Source organism: uncultured Roseobacter sp., from assembly GCF_947499265.1.
Taxonomy (GTDB): Bacteria; Pseudomonadota; Alphaproteobacteria; order Rhodobacterales; family Rhodobacteraceae; genus Roseobacter.
Window position 1 is genome coordinate 24804 of sequence record NZ_CANMNK010000008.1, and the last position, 26521, is coordinate 51324.

General features: G+C 59.4%; 21 protein-coding genes and 4 tRNA genes. 19 read left to right on the forward strand and 6 right to left on the reverse strand.

Annotation, left to right across the window (positions count from 1 at the left end):
* Positions 1 to 631 precede the first annotated feature (631 nt).
* From tgt to Q1A63_RS20735, 5 genes are all read left to right on the forward strand, one after another.
* The gene (tgt, locus tag Q1A63_RS20715) at positions 632 to 1756 is read left to right on the forward strand and encodes a tRNA guanosine(34) transglycosylase Tgt (protein WP_298976046.1); all 1125 of its coding nucleotides are present in this window, start codon (positions 632 to 634) and stop codon (positions 1754 to 1756) included.
* A 101-nt stretch (positions 1757 to 1857) separates the two neighbouring features.
* Positions 1858 to 2544, forward strand: a complete 687-nt coding sequence (locus Q1A63_RS20720; RefSeq protein ID WP_298976045.1) for a methyl-accepting chemotaxis protein — start codon at positions 1858 to 1860, stop codon at positions 2542 to 2544.
* Positions 2545 to 2741: 197 nt separating this feature from the next.
* Positions 2742 to 5156, forward strand: coding sequence for an endopeptidase La (gene lon, locus Q1A63_RS20725; RefSeq protein WP_298976043.1), 2415 nt, complete (start codon positions 2742 to 2744; stop codon positions 5154 to 5156).
* A gap of 218 nt (positions 5157 to 5374) precedes the next feature.
* Positions 5375 to 5815, forward strand: coding sequence for an HU family DNA-binding protein (locus Q1A63_RS20730; RefSeq protein WP_298976042.1), 441 nt, complete (start codon positions 5375 to 5377; stop codon positions 5813 to 5815).
* Between the two features lie 54 nt (positions 5816 to 5869).
* Positions 5870 to 5944: transfer RNA gene (locus Q1A63_RS20735), tRNA-Val, on the forward strand.
* Positions 5945 to 6025: 81 nt separating this feature from the next.
* Here Q1A63_RS20735 and Q1A63_RS20740 read toward each other — a convergent pair.
* The gene (locus tag Q1A63_RS20740; protein ID WP_298976039.1) at positions 6026 to 8203 is read right to left on the reverse strand and encodes a molybdopterin cofactor-binding domain-containing protein; all 2178 of its coding nucleotides are present in this window, start codon (positions 8201 to 8203) and stop codon (positions 6026 to 6028) included.
* 3 nt (positions 8204 to 8206) lie between these two features.
* Complete coding sequence (locus Q1A63_RS20745; RefSeq protein WP_298976037.1) at positions 8207 to 8668, reverse strand: (2Fe-2S)-binding protein; 462 nt, start codon at positions 8666 to 8668, stop codon at positions 8207 to 8209.
* A gap of 257 nt (positions 8669 to 8925) precedes the next feature.
* Between Q1A63_RS20745 and Q1A63_RS20750 the strand changes: the two genes are divergently transcribed.
* The 8 genes from Q1A63_RS20750 to Q1A63_RS20785 all read left to right on the forward strand — a co-directional run bounded on the left by Q1A63_RS20750 (position 8926) and on the right by Q1A63_RS20785 (position 12888).
* Positions 8926 to 9501, forward strand: a complete 576-nt coding sequence (locus tag Q1A63_RS20750) for a histidine phosphatase family protein (protein WP_298976035.1) — start codon at positions 8926 to 8928, stop codon at positions 9499 to 9501.
* A gap of 35 nt (positions 9502 to 9536) precedes the next feature.
* Positions 9537 to 9612, forward strand: a tRNA-Val gene (locus tag Q1A63_RS20755).
* Between the two features lie 176 nt (positions 9613 to 9788).
* On the forward strand, positions 9789 to 10091 hold the full coding sequence (locus Q1A63_RS20760) for a hypothetical protein (RefSeq protein ID WP_298976033.1): 303 nt from the start codon (positions 9789 to 9791) through the stop codon (positions 10089 to 10091).
* Positions 10092 to 10348: 257 nt separating this feature from the next.
* Entirely contained in the window at positions 10349 to 10624 is a 276-nt protein-coding gene (locus tag Q1A63_RS20765) for a hypothetical protein (RefSeq protein ID WP_299632427.1), read from the forward strand.
* A 70-nt stretch (positions 10625 to 10694) separates the two neighbouring features.
* Positions 10695 to 11633 carry a pirin family protein gene (locus Q1A63_RS20770; protein ID WP_298976030.1) on the forward strand — a complete coding sequence of 313 codons (939 nt, stop codon included), beginning with the start codon at positions 10695 to 10697 and terminating at the stop codon, positions 11631 to 11633.
* A gap of 15 nt (positions 11634 to 11648) precedes the next feature.
* On the forward strand, positions 11649 to 12368 hold the full coding sequence (locus Q1A63_RS20775) for an SGNH/GDSL hydrolase family protein (RefSeq protein ID WP_298976028.1): 720 nt from the start codon (positions 11649 to 11651) through the stop codon (positions 12366 to 12368).
* 143 nt (positions 12369 to 12511) lie between these two features.
* Positions 12512 to 12588: transfer RNA gene (locus Q1A63_RS20780), tRNA-Asp, on the forward strand.
* A 223-nt stretch (positions 12589 to 12811) separates the two neighbouring features.
* Positions 12812 to 12888 (forward strand) — tRNA-Asp (locus Q1A63_RS20785).
* A 19-nt stretch (positions 12889 to 12907) separates the two neighbouring features.
* On the opposite strand, the gene Q1A63_RS20790 is transcribed toward Q1A63_RS20785, so the two are convergent.
* Entirely contained in the window at positions 12908 to 13786 is an 879-nt protein-coding gene (locus Q1A63_RS20790; protein WP_298976025.1) for an alpha/beta hydrolase, read from the reverse strand.
* 26 nt (positions 13787 to 13812) lie between these two features.
* Positions 13813 to 15186: a M20/M25/M40 family metallo-hydrolase gene (locus tag Q1A63_RS20795; RefSeq protein ID WP_298976023.1), complete on the reverse strand. Its 1374-nt coding sequence runs from the start codon at positions 15184 to 15186 to the stop codon at positions 13813 to 13815.
* A gap of 243 nt (positions 15187 to 15429) precedes the next feature.
* Here Q1A63_RS20795 and hemA point away from each other — a divergent pair, with 243 nt between their 5' ends.
* The 3 genes from hemA (at position 15430) to ispG (ending at position 19241) form a co-directional block, all read left to right on the forward strand.
* Positions 15430 to 16653 (forward strand): 5-aminolevulinate synthase, encoded by a 1224-nt coding sequence (gene hemA / locus Q1A63_RS20800; RefSeq protein ID WP_298976021.1) that lies wholly within the window; start codon positions 15430 to 15432, stop codon positions 16651 to 16653.
* Positions 16654 to 16783: 130 nt separating this feature from the next.
* Complete coding sequence (locus Q1A63_RS20805) at positions 16784 to 18022, forward strand: helix-turn-helix domain-containing protein (protein ID WP_298976019.1); 1239 nt, start codon at positions 16784 to 16786, stop codon at positions 18020 to 18022.
* A gap of 88 nt (positions 18023 to 18110) precedes the next feature.
* Positions 18111 to 19241: a flavodoxin-dependent (E)-4-hydroxy-3-methylbut-2-enyl-diphosphate synthase gene (gene ispG / locus Q1A63_RS20810; RefSeq protein ID WP_298976018.1), complete on the forward strand. Its 1131-nt coding sequence runs from the start codon at positions 18111 to 18113 to the stop codon at positions 19239 to 19241.
* 36 nt (positions 19242 to 19277) lie between these two features.
* Here the strand turns inward: ispG and Q1A63_RS20815 are convergent, their stop codons facing one another.
* A complete protein-coding gene (locus Q1A63_RS20815) occupies positions 19278 to 20030 on the reverse strand; it encodes a DsbA family protein (protein ID WP_298976016.1) in 753 nt (250 codons plus the stop codon).
* A gap of 4 nt (positions 20031 to 20034) precedes the next feature.
* The gene (locus tag Q1A63_RS20820) at positions 20035 to 21369 is read right to left on the reverse strand and encodes a M48 family metalloprotease (RefSeq protein WP_298976015.1); all 1335 of its coding nucleotides are present in this window, start codon (positions 21367 to 21369) and stop codon (positions 20035 to 20037) included.
* A gap of 23 nt (positions 21370 to 21392) precedes the next feature.
* Here Q1A63_RS20820 and Q1A63_RS20825 point away from each other — a divergent pair, with 23 nt between their 5' ends.
* From Q1A63_RS20825 to Q1A63_RS20835, 3 genes are all read left to right on the forward strand, one after another.
* Positions 21393 to 22535, forward strand: a complete 1143-nt coding sequence (locus Q1A63_RS20825) for an aminotransferase class I/II-fold pyridoxal phosphate-dependent enzyme (RefSeq protein WP_298976014.1) — start codon at positions 21393 to 21395, stop codon at positions 22533 to 22535.
* A 66-nt stretch (positions 22536 to 22601) separates the two neighbouring features.
* Positions 22602 to 23819: an N-acetylmuramoyl-L-alanine amidase gene (locus tag Q1A63_RS20830; protein WP_298976012.1), complete on the forward strand. Its 1218-nt coding sequence runs from the start codon at positions 22602 to 22604 to the stop codon at positions 23817 to 23819.
* Between the two features lie 116 nt (positions 23820 to 23935).
* Positions 23936 to 26488 carry a PBP1A family penicillin-binding protein gene (locus Q1A63_RS20835; protein WP_298976010.1) on the forward strand — a complete coding sequence of 851 codons (2553 nt, stop codon included), beginning with the start codon at positions 23936 to 23938 and terminating at the stop codon, positions 26486 to 26488.
* Positions 26489 to 26521: the final 33 nt, after the last annotated feature.

The following is a 26521-nucleotide window of genomic DNA, read 5'->3' on the forward strand; positions in this document are numbered from 1 at the left end:
AAAAGGCTTAGCATGGCTACGAAAATAAAAACGCGTCGCCACAAGCGTGTTGATTCACTCCGAAGCTGCGATCGGCATCGGAGTGATGCTCCATCGGCACCTAGCATTCGGGGAGTTTGGATCGACATCCTTATACTCGTTTGGGGCGACCCGCCGCCAATTGTCAAACGACCCTCTCACAGGGTTAGCTTCCACCCATCCACGCCCGTGTTCGTAAAACGTCTCGTCATCCAACCCCGTCTCAACCATTTGGCACAATACGATTCATTCAGCTTTACCATGGCGATATCTGCACCTTCGAAATATGTCCCGGTAAGATACGAATTCCTTATTTCCGCCTAGCGCAGATGGCATTTTAAAGGTTTTCGGATATCAACTTCGTATCGTTAATGTTGGCTTTGAAGAGGCTCGGCTCTTGCAATCTTGCGTGGCGAAGACCGGCACTCAAAAGCTTGACGCCCAGAAATCCGAACCATGTATTTCGGTCATTCCTGACCCATGCCTTAATGCGGTTCAGATGGTCCTGATCTTTCGCGAAATGGCCCCAGCCAAAAATGAAAATAGGGTGGCGTAGCACACGCGCGCAATCAAGGGGCTTGGATTGCTGCGGGATTTGCGCCAAAGGGGCGGCATGACTTTTTCGTTTGATCTGCAGGCCCGCGATGGCAAGGCCCGCACCGGCGTCATCTCAACCCGGCGCGGCGATATTCGCACACCCGCCTTCATGCCGGTGGGCACGGCAGCGACGGTCAAGGCGATGATGCCCGAGAATGTGCGCGAGACCGGTGCGGATATTCTGCTGGGCAATACCTATCATCTGATGCTGCGTCCAACCGCGGAGCGGATTAATCGCATGGGCGGGTTGCACAAATTCATGAACTGGGAGCGGCCGATCCTGACGGATTCCGGCGGCTTTCAGGTTATGAGCCTCGCCGCGCTGCGCAAACTGACCGAGCGTGGCGTGACCTTCAAAAGCCATATCGACGGGTCCAAACACGAGATCACGCCGGAGCGCTCGATGGAAATCCAGCGGCTGTTGGGGTCGGACATCGTGATGTGTTTCGACGAATGCCCGGCCTTGCCGGCGGACCGCGCGATTATTGCCGAGAGCATGCGGCTGTCGATGCGGTGGGCGGCGCGCTCGCGCGCGGCGTTCGGGGACCGTGCGGGGCATGCGCTCTTTGGCATTCAACAGGGCGGGCTGGAGCAGGATCTTCGGGCCGAGAGCGCGGAGGCATTACAGGCCATCGGCTTTCAAGGCTACGCGGTGGGCGGATTGGCCGTGGGCGAGGGGCAAGAGGCCATGTTCGGCTGTTTGGATTTCGCTGCCGACCAATTGCCCGCGGACAAACCGCGCTATTTGATGGGGGTTGGCAAACCCGATGACATCGTGGGGGCAGTCGCGCGCGGCATCGATATGATGGATTGCGTGCTGCCCAGCAGGTCCGGACGCACAGGGCAGGTGTTTACGCGGCGCGGCGTCGTCAACATCAAGAACGCGCGCCACGCGGATGATCCGCGCCCGCTGGACGAGGCCTGCCGCTGTCCAGCCTGCCGCAGCTATAGCCGCGCCTATCTGCACCACGTTTTCCGCAGTCAGGAGATTATCTCCTCGATGCTCCTGACCTGGCACAATCTGACCTATTATCAGGATCTGATGGCAGGAATGCGCGCTGCGATCGCTGATCAGCGATTTGGCACATGGCAGGAGGAATTTCACGCCGGGCGCGCGCAGGGCGATATCGAGCCGATTTGAGCCGAAGTCTACGCGCTCTTTCTCCGGTAAAGCAGATCGGATTAACACAAGCTTAACTCCGCAGGGCGTAGAGAAAACCAACCTGTAGCGGAGTTGCCCGGATGTCTTCAAAACCCAAAACCGCCTCTGTTGAAGGGGGTCCATCGCTGGACCACACGCTGCATCAGATCCAGACCAAAATCGCGCCAACACGCCTGGCAGCGCTACAGATCCTGATCCATCACATGGAAATGAGCACTGCACAGAACGGCAATGTATCCGCAGATGACTTTTTGGATGCCAAGACCAAGCTGAAAGAAGGGTATGATGCGGCGCGGGGCGTGCGGGCATGCTTTCTGGCCGCGCATGACCTGCAAATCCCTGAGTCATTGGGCGAGATGCTCGATGAGGTGGTCGCGGCGCTGGAAGAAATCGTTTCCATGACTGAGCGCTGCACCGTTGCGCAGGGAGAGATCAAGGGGTTTCACCCGCTCGACAACATGTACGATCTCTGCTGCACCCGTGTTGCCAAGGGCGTCAACGCCTTCAGCGATGCGCTTCGGACGTTCTTTCTGGAACTGAGCGAGAAGGGGAAGGCCGATGCGCTGGACCGGACCAGCACTATTGCGATGGAGATTGGCAAGATCGGGCGTGTCATCAACATGGTGGCCACCAATGCCTCCATCGAAGCGGCGCGTGCCGGGGATGCGGGCAAAGGGTTCACCGTGATTGCAGATGAGGTCAAAGTTCTCTCTTCGCGGGTCTCCTCCCTATCGGTTTCGCTGACAGACCGGCTGCATGTGAATTAATCCCTCATATGCGACGTGTTTGCTTGATTTGAAGGCTTGTGATTCCGCTTTGCAGTGGCCATGCTGCAGGCACAAAAACGACGGTAAGGTTGAATTAAGGTGTGGTGCGCCCCACCTTTAGCTTCCGAGCCTGGAGATGGTCGAGTGTTGCTGCCTGTGCGGGACCAGAACCATCTTGCCAAAAACAAGGATAGAGCATGCAAGAGCCTCTGAACGCCTCATACCCAGTACTGCCGTTGCGCGATATTGTGGTGTTCCCGCATATGATCGTCCCGCTTTTTGTGGGACGCGAGAAATCGGTCCGCGCCCTCGAAGAAGTGATGGCGGACGACAAACAGATATTGCTGTCCAGCCAGATTGATCCCGGCGTGGATGACCCCGACAGCGACGGCATTTTCAAGGCCGGTGTGCTGGCCAATGTGTTGCAGCTGCTGAAACTGCCCGACGGCACCGTCAAGGTGCTGGTGGAAGGGCAGGCGCGGGTGCGCATCACCGAATACCTTGAAAACGATAGCTTTTTTGAGGCGCGTGCCGAGTATTTGACCGAAATGCCGGGTGACGTCGCGACTACGGAAGCCTTATTGCGCACGGTGTCGGACGAATTTGAGCGCTATGCGAAGGTCAAGAAAAATGTCCCCGAAGAGGCTTTGGCCGCTGTGGGCGAGTCCACGGAACCGGCAAAGCTGGCCGATCTGGTGGCGGGGCATCTTGGCATCGAAGTGCATCAGAAGCAGGATCTTCTGGAAACCTTAAGCGTTTCGGAGCGGCTGGAGAAGGTCTATGGCCTGATGCAGGGCGAGATGTCCGTGCTGCAGGTCGAGAAGAAAATCAAGACGCGCGTGAAGTCGCAAATGGAACGCACGCAGCGCGAGTATTACCTCAACGAGCAAATGAAGGCGATCCAGCAGGAGCTTGGGGACGGCGAGGACGGCAAAAACGAAGTGGCCGAGCTCGAAGCCAAGATCGCCGAGACCAAGCTCAGCAAGGAAGCGCGCGAAAAAGCCGATGCGGAGATCAAAAAGCTCAAGAATATGAGCCCGATGTCCGCCGAAGCGACCGTGGTGCGCAATTACCTCGACTGGATGCTGTCGATCCCATGGGGCGTGAAATCCCGTGTGAAAAAGGACCTTGGCCGCGCGCAAAAGGTGCTGGATGACGATCACTACGGCCTTGAGAAGGTCAAGGAACGCATTGTCGAATATCTCGCAGTGCAGCAGCGATCTACCAAGCTGAAGGGGCCGATCATGTGTCTGGTGGGCCCGCCCGGTGTGGGGAAGACCTCGCTTGGCAAGTCGGTCGCCAAGGCAACGGGCCGTGAGTTCATCCGCATCAGCCTTGGTGGTGTTCGGGACGAATCCGAAATTCGTGGGCACCGGCGGACCTATATTGGCTCGATGCCTGGCAAGATCATTCAGGCACTGAAGAAGGCGAAGACCACGAACCCGCTTATTCTGCTCGACGAGATCGACAAGATGGGGCAGGATTTCCGCGGTGACCCGGCGAGTGCCATGCTGGAAGTGCTTGATCCGGAACAGAACTCCACTTTTGTGGATCACTATCTGGAGGTCGAATATGACCTCAGCAACGTGATGTTCCTGACCACCTCCAACAGCTACAACATGCCCGGGCCGCTGCTCGACCGGATGGAGATTATCCCGCTCGCGGGCTACACCGAAGATGAAAAACGGGAGATCGCCAAACAGCACCTCGTGCCCAAGCAGATCAAGAACCACGGCCTGAAATCCAAGGAGTTTGAACTGCAGGACTCCGCGATCACGGAGATGATCCGCACCTACACGCGGGAAGCTGGCGTGCGCAACCTTGAGCGGGAGATCGCGAAGGTGGCGCGGAAATCGCTGACCAAGATCATCAAGAAGGAAGCCGAGACGGTGATCGTCACGGATGAAAACATTGATGACTTCCTGGGCGTTAAAAAGTTCCGCTACGGTTTGGCCGAGAAAGAAGACCAGATCGGCGTGGTCACGGGGCTTGCCTATACCTCTGTTGGGGGCGAGTTGCTGAGCATCGAAGCGCTGCGGCTGCCCGGCAAGGGGCGGATGAAGACCACCGGCAAGCTTGGTGATGTGATGAAGGAATCCATTGACGCCGCATCGAGCTATGTGCGGTCGATCAGCCCGAAGATTGGCGTGAAACCGCCGCAGTTCGACAAGATCGACATTCACGTGCACGTGCCGGATGGCGCGACGCCAAAGGACGGCCCAAGTGCAGGGCTGGCAATGGTGACCTCGATTGTTTCGGTGCTGAGCCGGATCCCGGTGCGCAAGGACATTGCGATGACGGGCGAGGTGTCGCTGCGTGGCAATGCCATGCCGATTGGTGGGTTGAAGGAAAAACTTCTCGCAGCGTTGCGGGGGGGGATTACGACGGTGCTCATCCCGGAGGAAAACGCCAAGGATCTGCCGGAAATCCCGGACAACGTGAAGGCCGGGTTGGACATCATTCCCGTGAGCCACGTCTCCGAAGTGTTGGAGCACGCGCTTGTGCAAACGCCGGAACCCATCGAGTGGGATCAGGCCGCGGAGGAAGAAGCGGCCGCAGCGGCAGCCCTGGCTGGAAAATCCGATGCCACGGACGCTGCAACCGCGCACTAACGGTAGCCGGTCATTGATTTGGAAAAGCGCGTCCCGCGGGGCGCGCTCTTTTCGTGCTGAGATTGGATTTCTGAGACCAGATCAGTTTCCGCCAATCAGCGCTGGTTTCCGAGCACCTAGATTTTTTAACTTTGTTCGCCTAGGCTTCTCGCAATTGAAAAGAACGCGTTTGCGTATTTTCGAATGGAATGAGCCGAACAATCGGCCGGAGAGGCGATATGAGCACCACAAAGACAACGGCCAAAAGAACGACCGCACGCGCCGCGGCAAAACCCCGCAAGACGGCGCCAAAAACCAACGCATCCCCTAAAACCAAGGCAAAAATGTCTGCGGCAAAGACGCCCGTGACAACCGCGCCCGCAAAACCTGAAAGCACGTCGGCAACCCTGGTGAATCCGATGCGCAAAAAGGAGTTGGTCGACAAGGTCGTGGCCCGCGCGGGGATCAAGAAGAAAGATGCCAAGCCGGTTGTCGAAGCCATGTTGGCGGAACTTGGCGAAGCGCTCGCGGAGGGGCGACCTCTGGTCTTGCCGCCCTTTGGCCGCGTGCGGATCAACCGGGAGAAAAAGCTCGCGAACGGGCGCGTCATCATTGCAAAGGTGCGTCAGACTGATCAGCCCTTGCGCCCGGGTGATGAGGCGGAGACGGAAAAACCCTGAACCCCGCCGACGCGCGCTTGCATGACGCAGAGCGTTTGGCTATGTGATCTGCGGGGGTGATTAGCTCAGTGGTAGAGCGCTTCGTTCACATCGAAGATGTCAGGAGTTCAAATCTCTTATCACCCACCATCCCACACGGGTAATCCACCAGAAAAGCCCGCACACGTTTTGCAACGCGGCGGGCCGTCAGGGTTTTCGGGTTTCAGATTTCTAAACGAAATCAATACCTTCATTGGTCATCGGTAGGGATGTAACGCGCGGCCCATCAACCGCGATGGCATTGGCCAGCGCGGGGCCCGCGGGTGGCGTGCCGGGTTCACCGATGCCCGTTGGATCGACGGTGGAGGGCACGATATGCGTTTCAATCTCGGCGATGTCATGGATGCGCAGCGGTTCGTAATCAGGAAAATTGATCTGATCCGTGGCCCCTTCGCTCAGCGTGATCTCATTGCGCATGACCGCCCCGATCCCATAGCCGATGCCCCCCTCGATCTGGGCTTTGATCACATCGGGGTTCACCGGCAGACCACAATCCACTGCCGCAGTGATTTTCTCGATCTTGACGTAGCCATCCGCGTCCCGTGAGATCTCGGCCACTTCGGCGACATAAGAGCCAAAGGACTTGTGCACGGCAACACCCTGGCTGCGGCCCGGCGCGGCTTGACCCCAGCCCGCTTTCTCTGCGGCCAGCCGCAGCACCGCTGCCTTGCGCTCCTGATCCGGTGTGCCATCCGCAAGGTAGTCGAGGCGGAACGCCACCGCATCGCGACCGACAGCCTTGGCCGCAATGTCCATCATGCTTTCCATGACATATGCGGTATGGGTATGCCCAACGGAGCGCCACCACAGCAGCGTTGTGGCCGGTTTGTTATCCGTCAGGCCAAAGTGCATGCCCGGGATCGCATAGGGTGTATCGGCGGCCCCTTCGACAGAAGAATGATCGATGCCCTCGTGCACGATCACACTCTCAAAGAAGGTGCCCTTGAAGATGGACTGCCCGGCGATGCGGTGATCCCAGCCCACGATCTTGCCCGCGTCATCCAGCCCGACACGAACCTTATGTGCGAATGCGGGGCGGTAATACCCGCCGGTGATGTCATCCTCGCGTGACCAGACCAGTTTGACCGGGCGCGTACGGTCGGTCATGGCAAAGGCCAGGGCGACCTCGACCTGATAGTCTGCGGTTGGCGTGGCACGGCGGCCAAAGGAGCCACCTGCCAGCATGGTGTTCACCTGAACCTTTTCCATTGGCAATTCGAGGATCTGAGACAGCGCATTGTGATTGCTGGTGGGGAACTGTGCCCCATCGTGGATGATCACACCGCCATCCGCCAGCGGCTCGATCGTTGCGCCCAGAGGCTCCATGGGGGCATGGGCCAGCAGCGGGAAATAGAAGGTTTCCTCGACCACCTGCGCGGCCCCTTCGATGGCCGAGAGTGTGTCGGACAGATCGGTCTCAGACGAGGCATCAAATTCGGCATTGTCATCGAGGGCGGCGAGCAATTCCCGTCGAATGTCATCAGAGCTGCGGGTTTCCGCTGCGGCGAAATCCCATGTGACCTCCACCGCGTCGCGGGCCTGAAACGCCGCCCAGGTCTTATCGGCATAGACAGCGACACCAGCACCGTTGGGCAAGGCCAGAGCCTGAATGAAGCCATTGATTTCCTTGGCCGCGCTATCGTCGAAGGAGGCCACAACCCCGCCCATGCGCGGGCTGCGCTTGATCACCACGACCATCTGACCCTCAAGATGCAGGTCCATCGCGTATTGGGCGGTACCGTTGATTTTCGCGTCCTGATCTTTGCGGTGCACATCCGCATTGCCGATGATGCGGAACTCGGATGGGTCCTTGAGCCTGGGCTCTGCAGGGACGTTAAGCGCCGCGGCCTCTGCCACAAACTCGCCAATACCCGCTTCTTGCCCCGCGCCGGAAATCATCCCGTCCTGCATGGACAAATCGCTGGCCGATACACCCCAGCGATTGGCGGCGGCCTGCAGCAGCATCTCGCGCGCTGCGGCCCCGGCGCCGCGGTATTGGGCGTAGGAATTGGCCATTGCCGTCGATCCGCCCGTCCCCTGATAGGGGCCAAAAAGGAAATTGTTGTAGACGGCCGGGTCGGACGGCGCGAATTCAAATTTGATCGCATCAAGCGACATGTTCAGCTCTTCCGCGATCAGGGTGGAGAGGCCGGTCGCTGTGCCCTGTCCCTTTTCAAAGTGCTTCACGATTGCGGTGACGGTGCCATCTGACGCAATGGTCACAAATGGGTTCAAAGCGCCGGTGCCTGCCTTGGCAAACGCACCTTTGGGGGAGATGCCGATGGCCAGCAGGCCGGTTGTTGCGGCGGCGGATGCCAGGAAACCCCGGCGGGTTGTTGTAACGGTCATGGATCAGGCCTCCATCAGATCTGAGGCGCGCAGGATGGCGGCGCGGATGCGTTGATAGGCGGCGCACCGACAGGCGTTGCCGTTCATGTACTCGTCGATGTCTGCCACCGTGGGTTTTGCGTTTTCGGTCAGCAGGCCCACGGCCGACATGATCTGACCGGATTGGCAATACCCGCATTGCACCACGTCCAGTTCCGCCCAGGCGGTTTGCACGGCCTTGGCGGCGTCGGAATTCACGCCTTCTATGGTGGTGACTTCGGAGCCTTCCAGATCTTCGATATAGGTCTGGCAGGAGCGCACCGGCGCGCCATCGACATGGACGGTGCAGGCGCCGCAGGCGGCCACGCCACAGCCAAATTTGGTGCCCGTCAGTTTGAGGTCATCGCGGATCACCCACAAAAGTGGTGTGCCCGGTTCTGCATCGACCGTATGGGTCTTGCCATTCAGTTTCAGTTCAATTGTCATGAAAATCTCCCCTGGGTATCGCTGAGTGCGTTGCCTGTGCCACTACACGTAAAGATAGTGGAGGGACTGCGAATTGGTACTCGCAAAAGGCGCCAATCTTCTGGCGGTTTGCGCCAGCTTGTGCGCCCACCTGTCAGCCGGCGATGTCTGGTCGCGTAAAATCGGCATTGCTCTTCCCGTATCAGAGTGACATCGACAGACGCAGATTTGACAGCTGTGACGCGCAGGCTGTCACCCACCGGGAAGGATTTTGAACAATGCCGCCGCTTTACATTCTACGTCACGGGCAAACCGTCTGGAACGCCGAGCACCGGATTCAAGGACGCCTGGATTCGCCGCTGACAGCGGAAGGAAAAGCACAGGCGCGGGCGCAGAATGAGATCCTCCGCGGGCGTGATCTGACGGGCTTCCAGGCCTTTTGCAGCCCGCAGGGTCGCGCGTTTCACACCGCCTCCATCGCTTTGGAAGGGCTGGTGCCTGCTGTGCACACGGACCCTCGGCTGGCGGAGATCTTTGTCGGGGCGTGGGAAGGGCTGCGGCGCGACGAATTGGTGGTCGATCGCCCGGTGGACGAGAGTGAGGAAAGCGCGCTGGACCTTTATGAACGCGCACCGGGGGGCGAGGGGTTTCAGCGGCTGCATGCGCGCTGTACCGCGTTTCTTGCTGATCTGCAGGGGCCCTCGGTGCTGGTCACACATGGTATCACATCGCGGATGCTGCGGCTGATCATACTGGGCAAGGACATCACCGAGATCGGCATGCTGCCCGGCGGGCAGGGGGTGGTTTACCACCTCGAAGATGGAGAAATGCACCGCTTGTCGATAGGGGCTTGAAGCTGGCTGCGTCTTTGGCTAAACCGCGCGGCATCGGGTCGTTAGCTCAGTTGGTAGAGCGCTTCGTTTACACCGAAGATGTCGGGAGTTCGAGCCTCTCACGACCCACCACTTTCCCGTCTTCCGAGAACTTGTTTCTTAGCGTGCGAAAAAACGAGCGCAAATCTGCCGAAAACGATATAGAGTACTGATCTGTAGAGGACCCGCTTGCCATGGGAAGGTGCGTGTGATTCTGCTCAGGTACCAATGCTGCAATCAAGCGACATGAAAATGGGACGTGTGGTCAAATGTTTTACAATAAAGGCGGGTTTGCCGGGCAATCAGAGACGGATCCGGAGCTGGGAGACAGCGACGTTGATCGGCTCATTCATCTGTTGGATGAGCTTCCCCCTGTTGAGCGCTCGCACAAAGCCATGACGGTCGCCGCACGCCTTTTGGAATACGCCGCCTATGAATTGGCGGGGCGGCAGCCCGCGCGCCTGGTGGGGGAGCTTGTCGATACCTCCGCACGCATCAATCATTCGTCGCTTGAGGTTCTTGGTGACGACGTCCCCCTGCTGAGATCCCCGACGCCGACGCGTCTGCAATAGGCTGATTGCGTCTTTTTTATCGCTAAACGTGTTGGTGGCGCCTGATTGATCTACCTCGGGTTGACATAACGGCATCTGTTAAGAGACAGTGAAAGCAGGATCAACTCGTTAAGGGTTGGCGAAAAAATGCGCTGTTTCGGAGCGGTCCAAGACCCGACGGAAAAAAGCCCTGACACTGAAACTGGGCGACAGCGGATGTCTTTGACACGAGGTGTGTGAGAGACTGGTGGGTGATAGTGGTTGAAAGCGGACACGATATGAGCGTGCCGACAGATGACATTTCTTCCAAGGTTGTGGACCTTTCATCGGCTTTTGCCGGGCTTGATGGCTTGCCGCCGGCGGAACGGGTGCGCGCAGCGATGCAGATCGCGGCCCATTTTCTGGAATATGCGGCCTATGAGATGGCGCTGGAACAAAGCGCGGGCGACGTGTCGGAGATTATTCACATGGCGGCACGTCTGGACCAGGCCGCCCGCCGGATTGGTGAAAAGTCAGTCGCCGCCGACGCCGCCCGGGATTTACGCAAGATTTAAGCGCGAGATGATTGTCTCGCCCGCAGGCGCCGCTATCTTGAGGGCATGGCAGGATAGAGGAGCGCAGCCCATGAGTTGGAACCCCGCATTGGATCCAGACTGCCCGACAGGCGACGCGGTTGACGCGATTGATACGGTGATCGTGCCGCGTGCGCGTGATCTGGGGGGCTTCGAAGTGCGTCGCGCCCTGCCGTCGCCACGGCGTCAGATGGTCGGCCCGTTCATCTTTTTCGACCAGATGGGGCCTGCCGAATTTGTCACTGGCAAAGGCATCGACGTGCGCCCGCATCCGCATATTGGTCTGGCGACGGTGACCTATCTCTACAAGGGCAAGATCCACCACCGTGACAGTCTCGGGACCGATCAGTGGATTGAACCCGGGGCGGTCAACTGGATGGTGGCCGGTCACGGGATCACCCATTCCGAACGCACGGACGGTGAGATTCGCCAGCGCCCCCATGATCTTTTTGGGATTCAGACCTGGGTCGCCCTGCCGGAGGAGGCCGAGGATGACGCCGCGGCCTTTGAGCACGCGCCCAAAGACACGCTGCCCGTTCTGGAGGGCGAAGGGAAACAGATGCGGCTGATCCTTGGCCATGCCTATGGTGAAAGGGCGCCGGTCAAAACCTATTCGGACATGTTCTATGCCGATGCCCTGCTGGAAGCGGGCGCGCGTCTGCCGCTGCCGGATGATCATGAGGACCGCGGGATCTACGTTGTGTCAGGGTCGATCACAGTGGCGGGAGACGCCTTCGACGCCGGACAAATGATGGTGTTTCGCCCCGGAGATCAGATCACTGTGACTGCAGGGGATCAGGGCGCGCGCTTGATGCTGTTGGGGGGTGAAACGCTGGACGGGCCGCGCCATATCTGGTGGAATTTCGTGGCGTCCTCCAAAGACCGCATTGATGCTGCAAAGGAGGCCTGGCGCGCCGGGGATTGGGCGCATGGGCGGTTTCAGCTGCCACCGGGTGATGATGCCGAATTCATTCCTTTGCCGGACAAGTGAAGCGGTGACACGGGGATGCTGACCGGTCGCGCGGCGCAGTTGGTTTTATCGCCGGTGCTGGCCGCTCAGGCCCTTCAGGTCATTCGCAAAACGCCCCGATTGCCGGAGGCTGCGGGCCCGCGTGCGGGTTCGTCCGGCACGGGCAGGCCGCTTCGCCTGCTGATCCTGGGAGATTCCTCGGCCGCCGGTGTTGGCGCCCACCACCAGCAGGACGCGCTCAGCGGGCACCTTGTGCAGGCATTGTCGGGTACTGTTTCGCTGCATTGGCGTCTGATCGCGCAGACGGGCATCACCACACGCGCCATTCCAGATATGTTGCGCAACCACGGGCGCGCGCAGTTTGACGTCGCTGTGACCGCTCTGGGTGTGAACGATGTGACACGACTGGTTTCGCCAAAACGGTGGTCCGCACAGACCCGTTTGGTGCATGACATTCTCAAGCGCGACTTTGGTGTCCAGCGCATCTATGGCACCGCCATACCCCCGATTGCGCAGTTTCCCGCACTGCCAAACCCGCTTGGCCTGGTTCTGGGAAAACACGCCGCCGCGATGATGGCCAGATTGACAGCGGATCTGGCACAGGACGCAACGGTGCGGATGGTGGAGCCCAAATGGGGTTTTGATCCAACGAAAATGGCCAGGGATGGGTTTCACCCGGGCCCGGAAACATATGCGCGTTGGGGCGCGGAAATGGCGCATCATATTCTCGCGGATCTCCCCGATGCTACGGGCTGACTTGACCGAGGCTGACCTCATACCCGCGCGTGCAGCAAGATGTCGGCAAAAAAACCGGTTTCGGATGCGCAACCCGCTTGACGCGACCTGAGGCGCGCCATAAGACGTCCAAACGCATTGGGCTCGCTTGATGTGTGCAGTGGGCGGTTGTAGCTCAGTTGGTTAGAGTACCGGCCTGTCACGCCGGGGGTCGCGGGTTCGAGCCCCGTCAACCGCGCCACCGCTGCTTGAAAAGGGACCTTCGGGTCCCTTTTTGCGTTTTAGCCCGCAGGGTGCCGTTGGTGATGACATCAGACACCTTGGCCGATCGCGCCGTGATCAACTGGCGCCGCTGATGCCGGAGCGGCATGACCGCGAAATCGCATTCAGCGCATTCAAGCTCGGATTCCGCCCGGCGGGCTATTGACGCTTGCAGTCTCTTGGCCTATTCCGCCCGACATCGCGCGGTTGTAGCTCAGTTGGTTAGAGTACCGGCCTGTCACGCCGGGGGTCGCGGGTTCGAGCCCCGTCAACCGCGCCACTTTTCCTTGAACAACAGATCAATGCGTTTCGATTCCGTCGACGAAGGTCTGGAGGGCCCGCGCCGTTTCTGCAGGGGATTGATCGACAAAGAAGTGCCCGCCGGGAATTGCCTGCGCGCGCATATCGGCGAGCCGGTCCTGCCAGGTGGCGGGCACATCATAGGCGCGTGCCATGGCGCCATCGGCCCCGTACAGCACAAGCGCGGGGCAGGTGACGGTGCGGTCCAGATCCTGCGCATCGAGGTCGAAATCATAGTGAAGCGCTGCGCGGTAGTCGGCGCACATGCCGCGGATGGCGTCCGGGTCACGCCAGGCCTCGCGGTAGGCGGATAGCGCCTCTGTCTCGAAGTCCGACAGTTTTGCAGCGCCCCAACCCAGCAGGCAGCTTTCAAAATACCGGTCCGGGTCATGCCCGATCATGGTTTCTGGAAAAGGCGCAGGTTGTGCGAGAAAAAACCAGTGATAATAGGCTGTTGCAACCTGCCGTGACAGTTGATCCAGCAACAGATGCGTGGGCACGATATCCATCACCGTGAGGCTCAGCATTGCACCCGGCGCATCCAGCGCAAGACGATGTGCGACCCGTCCACCGCGATCATGGCCAGCGACATGAAACCGCGCAAACCCCAGATGTTTCATCAGCGCCATCTGGTCCTGCGCCATGTGACGGAACGAATAGTTCTCAGTCCCCTCGGGTTTTGAACTCGCGCCATAGCCGCGCAAATCAGGCGCAATCACCGTATAGCGCTCACCGAGCAGCGCACCGACCTGCCGCCACAGCACATGGGTCTGCGGAAATCCATGCAACAGTAAAAGCGGCGGACCTGAACCCGCCAGCGCATAGCAAATGCGCTGCCCGTTCACCTCGGCAAAGTTGCTTTCAAAGGACAGGGTCATCACACGTAGGCCTCATACGGTGCACGTCACCGCGCGAGAGCGGCAAGAATACGGGCCCAGCTGCGGATGCCCTTGTGAAAGCTTTCCACGTCGTATTTTTCATTCGGAGAGTGCAGCGCATCATCATCCTTGCCAAAGCCGATCAGCATCGGCGTGGTCCCGAGGATTTCTTGGAAATGCCCCGCAATCGGGATGGACCCGCCACAGCCGACATAGGCGGCAGGCACCTGCCATTCCTCGGTCAGCGCCTTGCGCGCGGCCTCAAAACTCGGGTCGTCGGTTTCCGTCATCGAGGCTTTGCCGGCCCCGTGGTCGTTGAAGCTGACCTCGCAATCCTCGGGCACCATGTCACGCACCAGTGCGCGGAAACTCTCGCGGATCGCCAGCGGGTCCTGATCGCCCACAAGGCGAAAGCTGATCTTGGCATGGGCTTGCGAGGGCAGCACGGTTTTGAACCCATCCCCGGTGTAGCCGCCCCAGATGCCGTTCACTTCGCAGGTTGGGCGCGACCAGATCATCTCCAGCGGTGTGCGGTCTTGTTCGCCCGCAGGCTTTGACAACCCGACATCGCCGAGGAAAGCCGCGTGATCGAATGCCAGCCCCTGCCACTGCGCCTCCATCTCATCTGAAAGCTCCGGCACGCCGTCATAAAACCCGGGGATGGTGATGCGGCCCTCATCGTCATGCAGTGATGCGACGATGCGCGACATCACCCGGATCGGGTTGATCGCCACGCCGCCATACATGCCCGAATGCAAATCCACGTCCGGTCCCGTGATTGTGATCTCCTCACCCAGAAGCCCGCGCAGCATGGTCACGATGGCCGGTGTCTTGCTCTCGAAAAGCCCGGTGTCACAGATCAGCGCAATGTCGGATTTCAGTTCTTCGGCGTTTTCCTCCATGAAGGGCACCAGCGAGGGGGAGCCGCTTTCCTCTTCGCCCTCCAGGAAAAAGGTCATCTTGCAGGGCAGGCTGCCATGTTCGGCTTTCCATGCGCGGCAGGCCTCGATGAAAGTCATCAACTGGCCCTTGTCGTCCGAAGATCCGCGCCCGCGAATGACCTGGCCCTTGGCGGTTTCTTCGATCTGTGGGTCGAACGGATCATTGTCCCACAACTCCAGCGGATCAACCGGTTGCACGTCGTAATGGCCATAAAACAAAAGGTGCGGCCCGGGTCCGTCGATATGCCCCACAACCATCGGGTGGCCGGGTGTGGTCCGCTTTTCGGTCTTGATCCCGAGGCCGTTCAAATCGTCAACCAGCCAGTCCGCGGCCTTGTCGCACGAGTCTTTGAAGGCCGGGTCGGTCGAAATCGACGGGATGCGCAGCAGGTCCATCAGTCGGTCCATGGCGGCGGGCAGATCGGAATCGATACGGGCTAAAACGGCGTCTAAGGACATGGGGCAACTCCTCTTGTTTGACCCGGACCGTACCAGCAGGCGCTGCGGTGTCCAGATGCGAAACCGCCCGGACCGATCGTGGCGTACTGTCAGCTAATGGGGCGGTTGTATTTGATGCATATCAAGGATGCGACATGGTGCCCGGTCTAAGTATATTGCACCTCCACGTGAGGGGCTATATTGCTATGTTTAGAAAGATTCCAAAGGTGCGACGTGCCCGGGATCGCATGAAGGAGACACCGGGTGAGCTATAACGACCAGCTGGATCAGGCGATCGCGCGTCTGCACGAAGAAGGGCGCTACCGGACGTTCATCGATATCGAGCGCCACAAAGGTCAATTTCCTCATGCCACGCGCACCCGGCCAGATGGCAGCACCCAATCCGTGACCGTATGGTGCGGCAACGACTATCTGGGTATGGGCCAGCACCCTGTCGTTCTAGAGGCAATGCATGAAGCGATTGATGCCACCGGGGCAGGGTCCGGCGGGACCCGCAATATCTCCGGCACCACGGTCTATCACAAGCGGCTTGAGGCGGAGCTCGCGGATTTGCACGGCAAGGAAGCATCGCTGCTGTTCACCTCGGCCTATATTGCGAATGACGCCACGTTATCGACGCTGCCCAAGCTGTTTCCGGGCCTTATTATTTATTCCGACGCCCTCAATCACGCCTCGATGATCGAAGGTGTGCGGCGCAACGGTGGCGCAAAACGTATCTTCCGCCACAATGATCTGGACCATCTGCGTGAGCTTTTGGAAGCCGACGATCCGGATGCGCCCAAGATCATTGCGTTTGAATCGATCTATTCGATGGATGGCGATTTTGGCCCGATTGAGGCGATTTGCGATCTGGCGGATGAGTTTGGAGCGCTGACCTACATCGATGAGGTCCACGCGGTGGGGATGTACGGTCCGCGCGGCGCAGGTGTGGCCGAGCGTGATCGTTTGATGCACCGTCTCGACATCATCAATGGGACGCTTGCCAAGGCTTTCGGCGTGATGGGCGGCTATATCGCCGCATCGGCGAAAATGTGTGATGCTATAAGGTCTTATGCGCCGGGGTTCATCTTTACAACCTCACTGCCGCCGGCTGTTGCAGCGGGTGCTGCGGCCTCGGTCGCCTTCCTGAAGCGGGCGCCCGAATTGCGTGAAGCGCATCAGACGCAAGCGCGTATTCTCAAGCTGCGCCTCAAGGGTCTTGGGCTGCCGATCATCGACCACGGCAGCCATATTGTGCCGGTGATGGTGGGCGATCCGGTGCATACCAAGATGCTCAGCGACATGCTTCTTGAGGATCACGGGATCTACGTGCAGCCCATCAATTTCCCGACGGTTCCGCGCGGCACCGAGCGGCTGCGTTTCACACCATCGCCCGTACACGGCCCCGACGAAATGAATGCCCTTGTTCATGCAATGGACGGACTTTGGTCACATTGTGCGCTAAATCGTGCCGAAGATGTAGGTTAATACTCACCTATATGAAATTGAAGTTGCCTTGTGTTAACCTAACATAAACAAGAAGTCAGATACGAATCGTGGGGACGATTCACAGTCTGGCGGAGGCGTTAGGCAGGCACGGGGAAGACGGGGCAGGTTTATGATTGGGCGTAAACACTCAGAGAGTGTTGAAGAAGAAGTCGAACGCAAAGGGTTCGATGATTTCGAATTGCGTCTTGGCGATGTGATGCGCGGCGAACGCGCGACCATGGGCAAATCTCTCCTCGACGTCCAACGCGAACTGCGGATCAAAGCAGCCTATATTGCGGCAATCGAGAATTGCGATCCAGACGCCTTTGACACACCAGGATTCATTGCTGGATATGTGCGGTCCTACGCGCGCTATCTTGGAATGAACCCCGATGAGGCGTTCGAGACATTCTGCAAGGAAAGTGGATTTACCGTCGCGCACGGCATGTCGTCCAAGGCATCCGTCATCAAGAAATCGTCGCGCGAGGAACGGGTTGGCGGCCTGGGTGACGGCGATATGTTCAACCGCCCGGGCACGCCGTTTGTGCCTACTCGGGATGGCTTTTTTTCCGGTATTGAACCAAGCGCCATCGGCTCTTCATTGGTTTTGCTTGCCCTGATCTCCGCCATCGGGTTCGGGTGCTATTCGGTGCTCCAGGAGGTGCAGCGGGTTCAGGTTGCACCGGTTGAGCAGACACCCGTTGTGCTCTCAGACCTTGACCCTCTGGATGGCGTATTGGCCGCCGCTCCAAATGCAACGGATGCGGCGCAAACACCCGGTGCCATGGATCAGCCACGCGCTGACGCGCTGGACCAGCTTTACCGTCCGCAGGCCCTTGATGTGCCCGTGCTTGTTGCGCGCGATGCCCCGATATCGACAATTGATCCGCGCACGATTGGGAACTTCGCCCAGGTTGAGAAAGACGTTGTACCGCCGACCGAGTCGCTGGCTGGTGCCATCGACAGTGCCATTTCGGCCAGTCTTGAGCGCGCGAAGACAATCCCCCAAGTGGTTGAAAATCCGGGGCCAGCTTTGCGTATGGTTGCCGTGCGCCCATCCTGGGTCCGCGTGAGCGCCGCAGATGGCACCGTGATCTTCGAAACCATCATGGAACCTGGTGACACCTGGGATGCCCCGCAGAGCGAAGTCCCACCGTTGTTGCGTACGGGCGAAAGCGGTGCGATCTATTTCGCGCTGAATGGCGAGTATTACGGCCCTGTGGGAGAGACGGGTACAATCACCTCGAAACTGCCGCTTGAGGTGGGCGCGTTGAAGTCACGGTACACCGTGGCGGACCTCGCTGCGGACGAAGCCTTGGCGACAACCGTGGTTGAGCTGCAGACACTTTTGGCGCCTGCGACCGAATAACACCTGATCCTTTGTGAAACCCACCATTGCGGGTAGGGGCGCAGCTGTCTATTTTAGCTGACAGAAGCTCCTGACAAAGGAATGTCCCATGTCGCTGAACCACGTGCGCCCCTGGCGCAATATCTATCGCCGTACATCGCGTCAGATCATGGTCGGCAATGTGCCGGTCGGAGGCGATGCACCGATCACGGTTCAAACCATGACCAACACGCTGACAACGGACATAAAAGCGACCATTGAGCAGATACAGGCCGCAGTCGACGCTGGAGCTGACATTGTGCGCGTCTCGGTTCCAGATGAGGCGTCCTCTAAAGCGCTTCGCGAGATCGTGCCTGAAGTCTCCGTACCGATCGTGGCAGACATCCATTTCCACTATAAACGCGGCATCGAAGCGGCAGAGGCTGGCGCAGCCTGCTTGCGGATCAATCCGGGTAACATCGGTGACGAGAACCGCGTGAAAGAGGTCATCAAGGCTGCGAGAGACCATAACTGCTCGATCCGCATTGGCGTAAACGCGGGCAGTCTGGAAAAACACCTGCTGGATAAATATGGCGAGCCCTGTCCCGATGCGATGGTCGAATCCGGTCTGGATCACATCAAGATCCTGCAGGACAATGATTTTCATGAGTTCAAAATCAGCTGCAAAGCCTCCGATGTTTTCATGGCGGCGGCGGCCTACCAGCAACTGGCCGAGGCGACGGATGCGCCGATCCATCTTGGAATTACCGAGGCCGGGGGGCTCACCTCAGGCACCATCAAATCCGCGATTGGTCTGGGCAACCTGCTGTGGATGGGGATCGGCGACACGATCCGCGTCAGCCTGTCCGCTGATCCGGTGGAGGAAGTGAAAGTTGGTTATGAAATATTGAAATCCTTGGGTCTACGCCACCGCGGCGTCAACATCATCAGTTGTCCCAGTTGTGCGCGACAGGGCTTTGACGTGATCAAAACCGTCGAGAAACTGGAAAAGCGTCTTGAACACATCAAAACGCCCATGAGCCTCAGCATCATCGGCTGCGTGGTGAACGGACCGGGCGAGGCGCTGATGACCGATGTGGGCTTTACCGGCGGCGGTGCCGGGTCGGGCATGGTCTATCTGGCTGGAAAGCAGAGCCACAAGCTTAACAATGACGAGATGGTGGAGCACATCGTCGAGCAAGTGGAAAAAAGAGCAGCGCTGCTAGACGCAGAAGCAGCGATTGTGGATGCCGCCGAATAAAATCGGATAGTTATCCGGCGATATCGACATCAATTTTCAAAGGTCGCGTTTTTCGTCCAGCATTGCGCGCATCCGATCGTAGGGCAGATATCCGCGCAGCATTTCGTCATGCATGACAAAGGTCGGGGTGCCGGTAATGCGCAGCTCTTGGGCCAGAGCGCGGGTGCGGGCGATTTCTTCTGTCACAGTGTCATCGTTCATCCGTGCCTCAATCGCATCCGCGTCCAACCCGTAGGTGGCAGACAGACGCCGCAGCGCGGGCAGGGTGATGTCACCGTTGAACGCCATCAGCGCGTCATGCAGTGATTTGTAGGCCTCTGCGCCCTCTAGCTGCTTGGCGGCAATCGCAAACCGAGATGCCAGGACAGATTGTTCGCCCAAAATCGGGAATTCTTTCACGATGAAGCGGATATTGCCGTCTGACTCCAACAGCTTCTCAACCTCGCCGAATGCGCGTTTGCAGTATCCGCAGCGGTAGTCCATGAATTCCACGATGGTGATGTCGCCATCAGGATTGCCGCCGACAAAGGAATAGCCGTCGTCGAAGATTGCCTCTGCATTGTCTGATACAAGCGTCAGATCAGCTTGCGCCTGTGCTTCGGCCTGCTGGTCTTCCAAGGCCTGCACGGCTTCCATGATCACCTCGGGATTTTCCATCAGATAGCTGCGCACCTCGGATCGGAAAAGCGCACGCTCCTCGTCCGACATGGTCTCCAGATCAAGCGCCACAGCGGGCAGCGGTAGGGTGAGACACGCCAGCAAAGCAGGCAGGATCAGGCGGTTTGTCATGGCATCATCTCCGTTTTTTTTCGGCGCGTTCAGCAGCAATCAACACATCCTGCGCGCGTTGCCAAGAGGCAGCACCCGTGGGCAGCAGCCCCAGAGCGCGTTCGGCGTGAATTTTGGCGTCTTTCATCCGACCCGACAGGGCGTATCGTTCGGCGGTGACCAAGGAGGCCATGCCGATCTGATCGGATTTAGCGTAGGCAACCGATAAGTCCCGCAGCATCACGCCATCACGAAAGTCGATTGATCGCGCTTTCTCAAGAGCTTGTCGTGCATTTTTAATGTTACCCGATGCCAAGAGCGACCGCCCATAGCCCGACAGCACCAAAGCGTCATTCGGAGCCAGCTGGACAGCGCGCCCATAGGCCGCGACTGCTGCTTGAAAATTGCGCGTTTCAATCAGGATCTGGCCGCGCTGGTCGTGCAGAAACGGGTCGTTTGGCCGCAGGGCAATGGCGCTGTCGATGGCGCGCAGCGCTTGCTTTGTGCGTGATTGCCGGTGTGCGGCCACGGCCTCACGCAATAGCCGTACGTCCTGATAGGGGCTCTCCTGCAGGCGCCGCAGCGTCCATTTCGGGGACCGGGTATAAGCACTGAGCTTGCCTTTCACCCGATCAAACCAATATGCGTGATCAGGATTTGCCGCGGTGATATTCCCATAGGCCGAAACAAACCCCTCAACGGCCCGCACACGGTCGCGCGACAGCGGGTGGCTGCGCAGATAGGGGTCCTGCCGGGTTACAGCCAGGACTTCCTGACCGCGAAAAATCTCAAGAACGTCCATCATGCCCTGCGGATCGACACCCGCCGATTTCATGAAGCGAATGCCGGATTGATCGGCGGAGGCTTCTTCGGCGCGGGTGTGTTTGAAAAACCGTGCCTGCGCCGAGCTTTGCGTGCCCAGAGCGATACCCCCCGCCGCACTGCCCGCGCCGGCCGCCGCCGCAACCGCGGCCAAGGCCAGGCCGAGCCCCGAGGCCGTGCGCGTGTTGGCCAGATTGGTCAGGCGCCGGGTCAGGTGGCCGTTGGCGATATGCGCCGCCTCATGCGAGATCACCGCTTGCAGCATCGCCGCAGTATCCATGCGGTTGATCAGCCCGTAATGCAGATAAATCGCGTCATTGCTCACCACGAAGGCGTTGAGCGAGCTGTCATTGACCACCAGAATTTTGACGCGCGACGGGCTCAACCCCGCAGCGCTGAGAATCGGCGCGGCGAGTTGTTTGAGCCCGTATTCCAGATCGGCATCCCGCAACAGCCCCTGCGCCTGCAGGGGCGCTGCCATGAGCCACACCATCAATGCCGGGATTGACGTGAGCCTGAAGAACAGGTGAAACAGCATGGTTTTGAAATTGGAGTGAATTCATGCGTAGTTCAAGGCGGTCGGCTGTTGATCCCTTCATTGTGATGGATGTGATGGAGGCGGCGCGCCGTCTGGAGGACGCAGGTCGCCATATCATTCACATGGAAGTTGGCCAGCCCGGAACCGGCGCACCCAAGGCCGCGGCAAAGGCGCTGACCCGTGCGATGGACGCGGGCCCATTGGGCTATACGGTGGCCCTGGGGCTGCCCGCCTTGCGCGCCCGGATCGCGCAGATGTACGGGGAATGGTATAACGTCGATCTCGATCCGAACCGGGTGGTGATCACGCCCGGATCGTCGGGCGGATTTCTGCTCGCGTTTACTGCGCTGTTCGATACCGGTGAGCGGGTGGGCATCGGCGCGCCCGGCTATCCAAGCTACCGGCAAATTCTGCGCGCACTGGACCTGCAACCGGTGGATTTGCCCACGGCGCTGGAAAATCGATATCAACCGGTGCCTGCTGATTTTACCGGGATGGATTTGGCCGGGTTGATGGTGGCCTCTCCCGCCAACCCCACCGGCACAATGCTGGACGCACCGGCCATGCGCGCCTTGATTGAGGCGACGCAGGCACAAGGCGCATCGTTCATTTCAGACGAAATCTACCACGGCATCGAATATGAGGCGAAGGCGGTCACGGCGCTGCAGATCACCGATGAGGCCTATGTGATCAACTCCTTCTCCAAGTATTTCTCGATGACGGGATGGCGCGTGGGCTGGATGGTTGTGCCCGAAGATCATGTGCGGACGCTGGAACGGATTGCCCAGAACATGTTTATCTGCGCGCCCCATGCGAGCCAGATCGCAGCGTTCGCCGCCATGGATGCGGAGGATGAATTGCAGCAGAACATGGACGTCTACCGGGCAAATCGGGCGCTGATGCTGAAGGGGTTGCCGGAGGCCGGGTTCACCAAAATCGCCCCGCCGGATGGGGCGTTTTATGTTTACGCGGATGTATCCGATCTGACCCAGGACAGCCGCGCCTTTGCCGAGGAAATTCTGCAGACGGCAGGGGTTTCCGTGACCCCGGGGCTGGATTTCGACCCCGCACGCGGACACACCACGCTGCGGTTCTCTTATGCGCGCAGCACCCAGGACATCATCGAGGGGCTTGGGCGGCTCAAGGAATTCATGCAAGGACGCTAATGGGGTGTTCCCCTCAGGCCTCGGCCTGCGGTAGGGTGTGGGCAATCAAAACCGGCAGAGCAGAGCATGATCCGGCATTTCATTTTTTTCGCCGCCCTCAGTTGGATGGGGGCAACTGCGCTCTATGCGCAGGAATTGACCGCTGTTGCGCGCGTCGACCCTGCGTCCAGCCAGATCGAGGAGGGGTGGTTCGGCAAGGCGGAAGTCTCGCTGCACCTGAGCCAGGGCGTGCCTTTCAGGGTGTTTACGCTGGCGGCGCCGCCACGGCTGGTCGTCGATTTTCGCGATGTGGATTGGTCGGGCGTCAAAGCCACGGATCTTTTGGCGAACCCGGGCACCGTGACCGATATCCGGTTTGGGAACTTTCAACCCGGCTGGTCCCGGATGGTGGCTGATCTGGCCCAGCCAATGCTGCCGGATGAAGTTGGTATGACCATTGATGACGCTACGGGCGCGGCGATTCTGTCCATTGTCGTGGCCCCCGCGGATGCTGCGGAACTTGCGGGCCGTTCAGGTCCCCCCGAAGATGCGCTTTGGCCACAACAAGAAGCGCAGGAAATCCCGGCACCGCTGGTGGATGACCGGTTTGTCGTTGCCATTGACCCCGGCCATGGCGGTGTGGACCCCGGCGCGGAGCGTGATGACATCAATGAAAAAGAGCTGATGTTGCAAATCGCGCTGGAGCTGCGCGAGGCGCTGCTGCGGTCCGGCGTGTCCGATGTGGTCCTGACCCGCGAAAGCGATATGTTCGTGTCGCTGGAAGGGCGCGTCGCCATCGCGCATAGATCCGGCGCGGATGTGTTTTTGTCCCTGCACGCGGATGCGCTCAGCCAGGGCGGGGCGCAGGGCGCCACCGTCTATGTCTTGTCCGAAGATGCCAGCGACACCGCGACGGCCCATCTTGCGGCACGGCACAATCGCGCGGATATCATCGCGGGGACCGATTTGACCGGCTCAGATGACGAAGTGGCCAGCGTCCTGCTGGACCTGGCGCGTCAGGAAACCGAACCCCGTTCGAAGTCATTGGCCAAGGCGCTGGTCAAAGGCATGACCGAGGCCGGTGGCCCCATGAACCGCAGACCCCTGCGGCAAGCGGGGTTTTCCGTGTTGAAATCAGCCGACATCCCTTCCGTTCTCGTTGAGGTTGGGTTTCTGTCCAGCGAGCGGGATTTGAAAAACCTACGGGATCCCACGTGGCGGGCAAAAATCGTCGGCGGCATGGCCCGGTCCATTCTGACGTGGCGTGACGCGGATGCGGCAAAGCGCCCGCTGGTGCGCCAATAGCGATTTGCGCTCGAAACCGGCGGGTTTCGGCACGTTTCGTAAGCTTTCGTGTTTTGACGGCACCGGTGCCACTGCCTATATGTAAGCCCAAGCAATCAAAGAGAGGCGTCCGCCCAGTGTTCCGATTCATCCTGTCCTTTTTCGGGGGCATCTTTACGACGATCACGATGGCCATTGGTATGGTCGCGCTGACGGTTGGCGCCGTGTTCTGGATGTATGGGCGTGATCTGCCGAGCCACGAGTCGCTGGCGCAGTATTCACCACCCACGATCAGCCGGATTTATTCCGGGCAGGGGCAGATCATCGACGAGTTCGCCAAGGAACGGCGGCTCTTTGCGCCTGCGGAGACGATCCCCGATCTGGTCAAACAGGCGTTCATCTCTGCAGAGGACAAGAATTTCTATCAGCATGATGGGTATGACCTGCGCGGCATTGGTGCGGCGGCGGTGGACGCGGTGCGGTCGCGCGGCCAGGATGTGCGCGGGGCGTCCACGATCACGCAGCAGGTGATGAAGAACTTCCTTTTGTCCGGTGACCGTCGCGCGGAACGCAAGATCAAGGAGATCATTCTCGCCGCCCGCCTTGAGGAGACGCTGAGCAAGGAGCGCATTCTTGAACTCTATCTCAACGAGATTTTCCTTGGGCAGAATTCCTATGGCGTGGCTGCGGCCAGCCAGACCTATTTCAACAAACCGCTCAGCAGCCTTGCCCCGCATGAGGCCGCGTTTCTGGCATCCCTGCCGAAAGCGCCCAGCGATTATCACCCCGTACGCCAAAAGGACCGGCTGCTCGGGCGGCGCAATTTCGTGCTGAAGGAGATGATGGAGAATGGCTACATCACCCAGGATGTGCTGCTCAAGGAATTGAACGAACCGCTGCGCTCTGTGCAGAATGGTGATTTCGAAAGCTTCAAGGCCGAATTGCCGCCCCGTGATTACTTTACCGACGAAATCCGCCGTCAACTGACCGAAGATTTCGGGGAAGGCGAGTTTTTCACAGGCGGTCTGACCGTACGTGCCACCATCGATCAGGAAATGCAGCCCATTGCCGCCACCGCTCTGCGTCGGGCGCTCGAAGACTATGACCGCAAGCAGGGCATCTGGCGCGAAGCCAAGATCAAGATCGATCCCGCGCGATTGGAGACTGAAGAAGACTGGCGGGCCGCGCTTGGAGAAACCAAAATGGCGCGCGATATCGACCTTGATGGTCCCTGGTATCCGGCGGTGGTTTTATCCGTCGGCAGCAATGACGCGCGGATCGGCATCGAAGGTGTCGCCGAAGATGACGACGGTCATTTCATCGCGGCAAATGACGTCACATGGGCCCGCAAGCGCGCGGAAGATGGCACCGTTGGTAGCAAAGCCAAAGTGGCCGGCGACCTACTGGAGGTCGGCGATGTGGTGCATGTGCGCGCGATGACCTCCGATGAGGATGGCACTTTCGTGCGCTGGACCCTGCGGCAGGTGCCCCAGGTGCAGGGTGGCTTTGTCGCGATGGACGTCAACACCGGCCGCGTGATTTCGATGCAGGGCGGGTTTTCCTATCAGGCCAGCGTGTTCAACCGCGCCACCCAGGCCAAACGCCAGCCGGGCTCCAGTTTCAAACCCTTTGTTTATGCCGCCGCCCTCGACAGCGGCTATTCCCCCGCCACAATCGTTGTGGACGCGCCCATCGAGGTCAATACACCGCAGGGGCTGTGGCGCCCTCGCAATTCCTCGCGGGAATTCTATGGTCCCACGCCGCTGCGCACCGGGATTGAACGCTCGCGGAACCTGATGACGATCCGGCTGGCTCAGCAGATCGGCATGGATGTGGTGGCCGACTATGCCGAGCGTTTTGGCGTCTATGACAATATGGGCACGTTCCTGGCCAACTCGCTTGGGTCGGAAGAGACAACGCTATACCAGATGGTGGCGGCCTATGCGATGTTCGCCAATGGCGGTGAACGGGTGCAGCCGACGCTGGTTGACCGCGTGCAGGACCGCTACGGCAAGACCATTTACCGACACGACGACCGGTTGTGCTATGACTGCGAGCTGGCCAGCCTGGATACGGGACTGGCGCCCAATATCATCTCCAACCGCGAGCAAGTGATGGATGCGGTCACGGCCTATCAGCTGACGTCGATGATGCGCGGCGTGGTCGATCGCGGCACCGCAAGCCGAACCGTCAACCTGCCGGTGCCGACCGCGGGCAAGACCGGCACGACCAATGACGCCAAGGATGTCTGGTTCATCGGCTTCACCAGCAACATCGTGGCTGGTTGTTACATCGGCTACGATCAGCCGCGCGGGCTGGGGCGCGGGGCATCGGGGGGCGGTATGTGCGGCCCGGTGTTTCAAAGTTTCATGGAAGAGGCGACCAAGAAGTATGGCGGCGGTCCGTTCACGGTGCCGCCCGGTGGCCGTTTCATCAAGATTGATCGGTTCACCGGTGCGCGTCTGAGCCCGGAGGCGACGGGTGAAGCGGTGGTGGCCGAATATTTCCGCGAAGGGGAGCAGCCCATCTTTGGCATCACCTATGATGGCGGATTTGCCATGGGGCAGAACCTGCCGCTCTTTGAAGAGGTCGCGCGTCAGACCCAACAGGTCACGACCTCGACCGGGGAAACCACAACCGTGGGGCCAAAAGCCGACTTTGGGACATTGAGTTCCGGCGGACTTTATTAGCATCAGATAAGGGCATCAGCGCCGCCGCTCCCT

Coding starts and splice junctions, on each gene's coding strand:
- tgt (WP_298976046.1), top strand. CDS start 632: ATGACTTTTTCGTTTGATCTGCAGGCCCGCGATGGCAAGGCCCGCACC.
- Q1A63_RS20720 (WP_298976045.1), top strand. CDS start 1,858: ATGTCTTCAAAACCCAAAACCGCCTCTGTTGAAGGGGGTCCATCGCTG.
- lon (WP_298976043.1), top strand. CDS start 2,742: ATGCAAGAGCCTCTGAACGCCTCATACCCAGTACTGCCGTTGCGCGAT.
- Q1A63_RS20730 (WP_298976042.1), top strand. CDS start 5,375: ATGAGCACCACAAAGACAACGGCCAAAAGAACGACCGCACGCGCCGCG.
- Q1A63_RS20740 (WP_298976039.1), bottom strand. CDS start 8,203: ATGACCGTTACAACAACCCGCCGGGGTTTCCTGGCATCCGCCGCCGCA.
- Q1A63_RS20745 (WP_298976037.1), bottom strand. CDS start 8,668: ATGACAATTGAACTGAAACTGAATGGCAAGACCCATACGGTCGATGCA.
- Q1A63_RS20750 (WP_298976035.1), top strand. CDS start 8,926: ATGCCGCCGCTTTACATTCTACGTCACGGGCAAACCGTCTGGAACGCC.
- Q1A63_RS20760 (WP_298976033.1), top strand. CDS start 9,789: ATGTTTTACAATAAAGGCGGGTTTGCCGGGCAATCAGAGACGGATCCG.
- Q1A63_RS20765 (WP_299632427.1), top strand. CDS start 10,349: ATGAGCGTGCCGACAGATGACATTTCTTCCAAGGTTGTGGACCTTTCA.
- Q1A63_RS20770 (WP_298976030.1), top strand. CDS start 10,695: ATGAGTTGGAACCCCGCATTGGATCCAGACTGCCCGACAGGCGACGCG.
- Q1A63_RS20775 (WP_298976028.1), top strand. CDS start 11,649: ATGCTGACCGGTCGCGCGGCGCAGTTGGTTTTATCGCCGGTGCTGGCC.
- Q1A63_RS20790 (WP_298976025.1), bottom strand. CDS start 13,786: ATGACCCTGTCCTTTGAAAGCAACTTTGCCGAGGTGAACGGGCAGCGC.
- Q1A63_RS20795 (WP_298976023.1), bottom strand. CDS start 15,186: ATGTCCTTAGACGCCGTTTTAGCCCGTATCGATTCCGATCTGCCCGCC.
- Q1A63_RS20805 (WP_298976019.1), top strand. CDS start 16,784: ATGATTGGGCGTAAACACTCAGAGAGTGTTGAAGAAGAAGTCGAACGC.
- ispG (WP_298976018.1), top strand. CDS start 18,111: ATGTCGCTGAACCACGTGCGCCCCTGGCGCAATATCTATCGCCGTACA.
- Q1A63_RS20815 (WP_298976016.1), bottom strand. CDS start 20,030: ATGACAAACCGCCTGATCCTGCCTGCTTTGCTGGCGTGTCTCACCCTA.
- Q1A63_RS20820 (WP_298976015.1), bottom strand. CDS start 21,369: ATGCTGTTTCACCTGTTCTTCAGGCTCACGTCAATCCCGGCATTGATG.
- Q1A63_RS20825 (WP_298976014.1), top strand. CDS start 21,393: ATGCGTAGTTCAAGGCGGTCGGCTGTTGATCCCTTCATTGTGATGGAT.
- Q1A63_RS20830 (WP_298976012.1), top strand. CDS start 22,602: ATGATCCGGCATTTCATTTTTTTCGCCGCCCTCAGTTGGATGGGGGCA.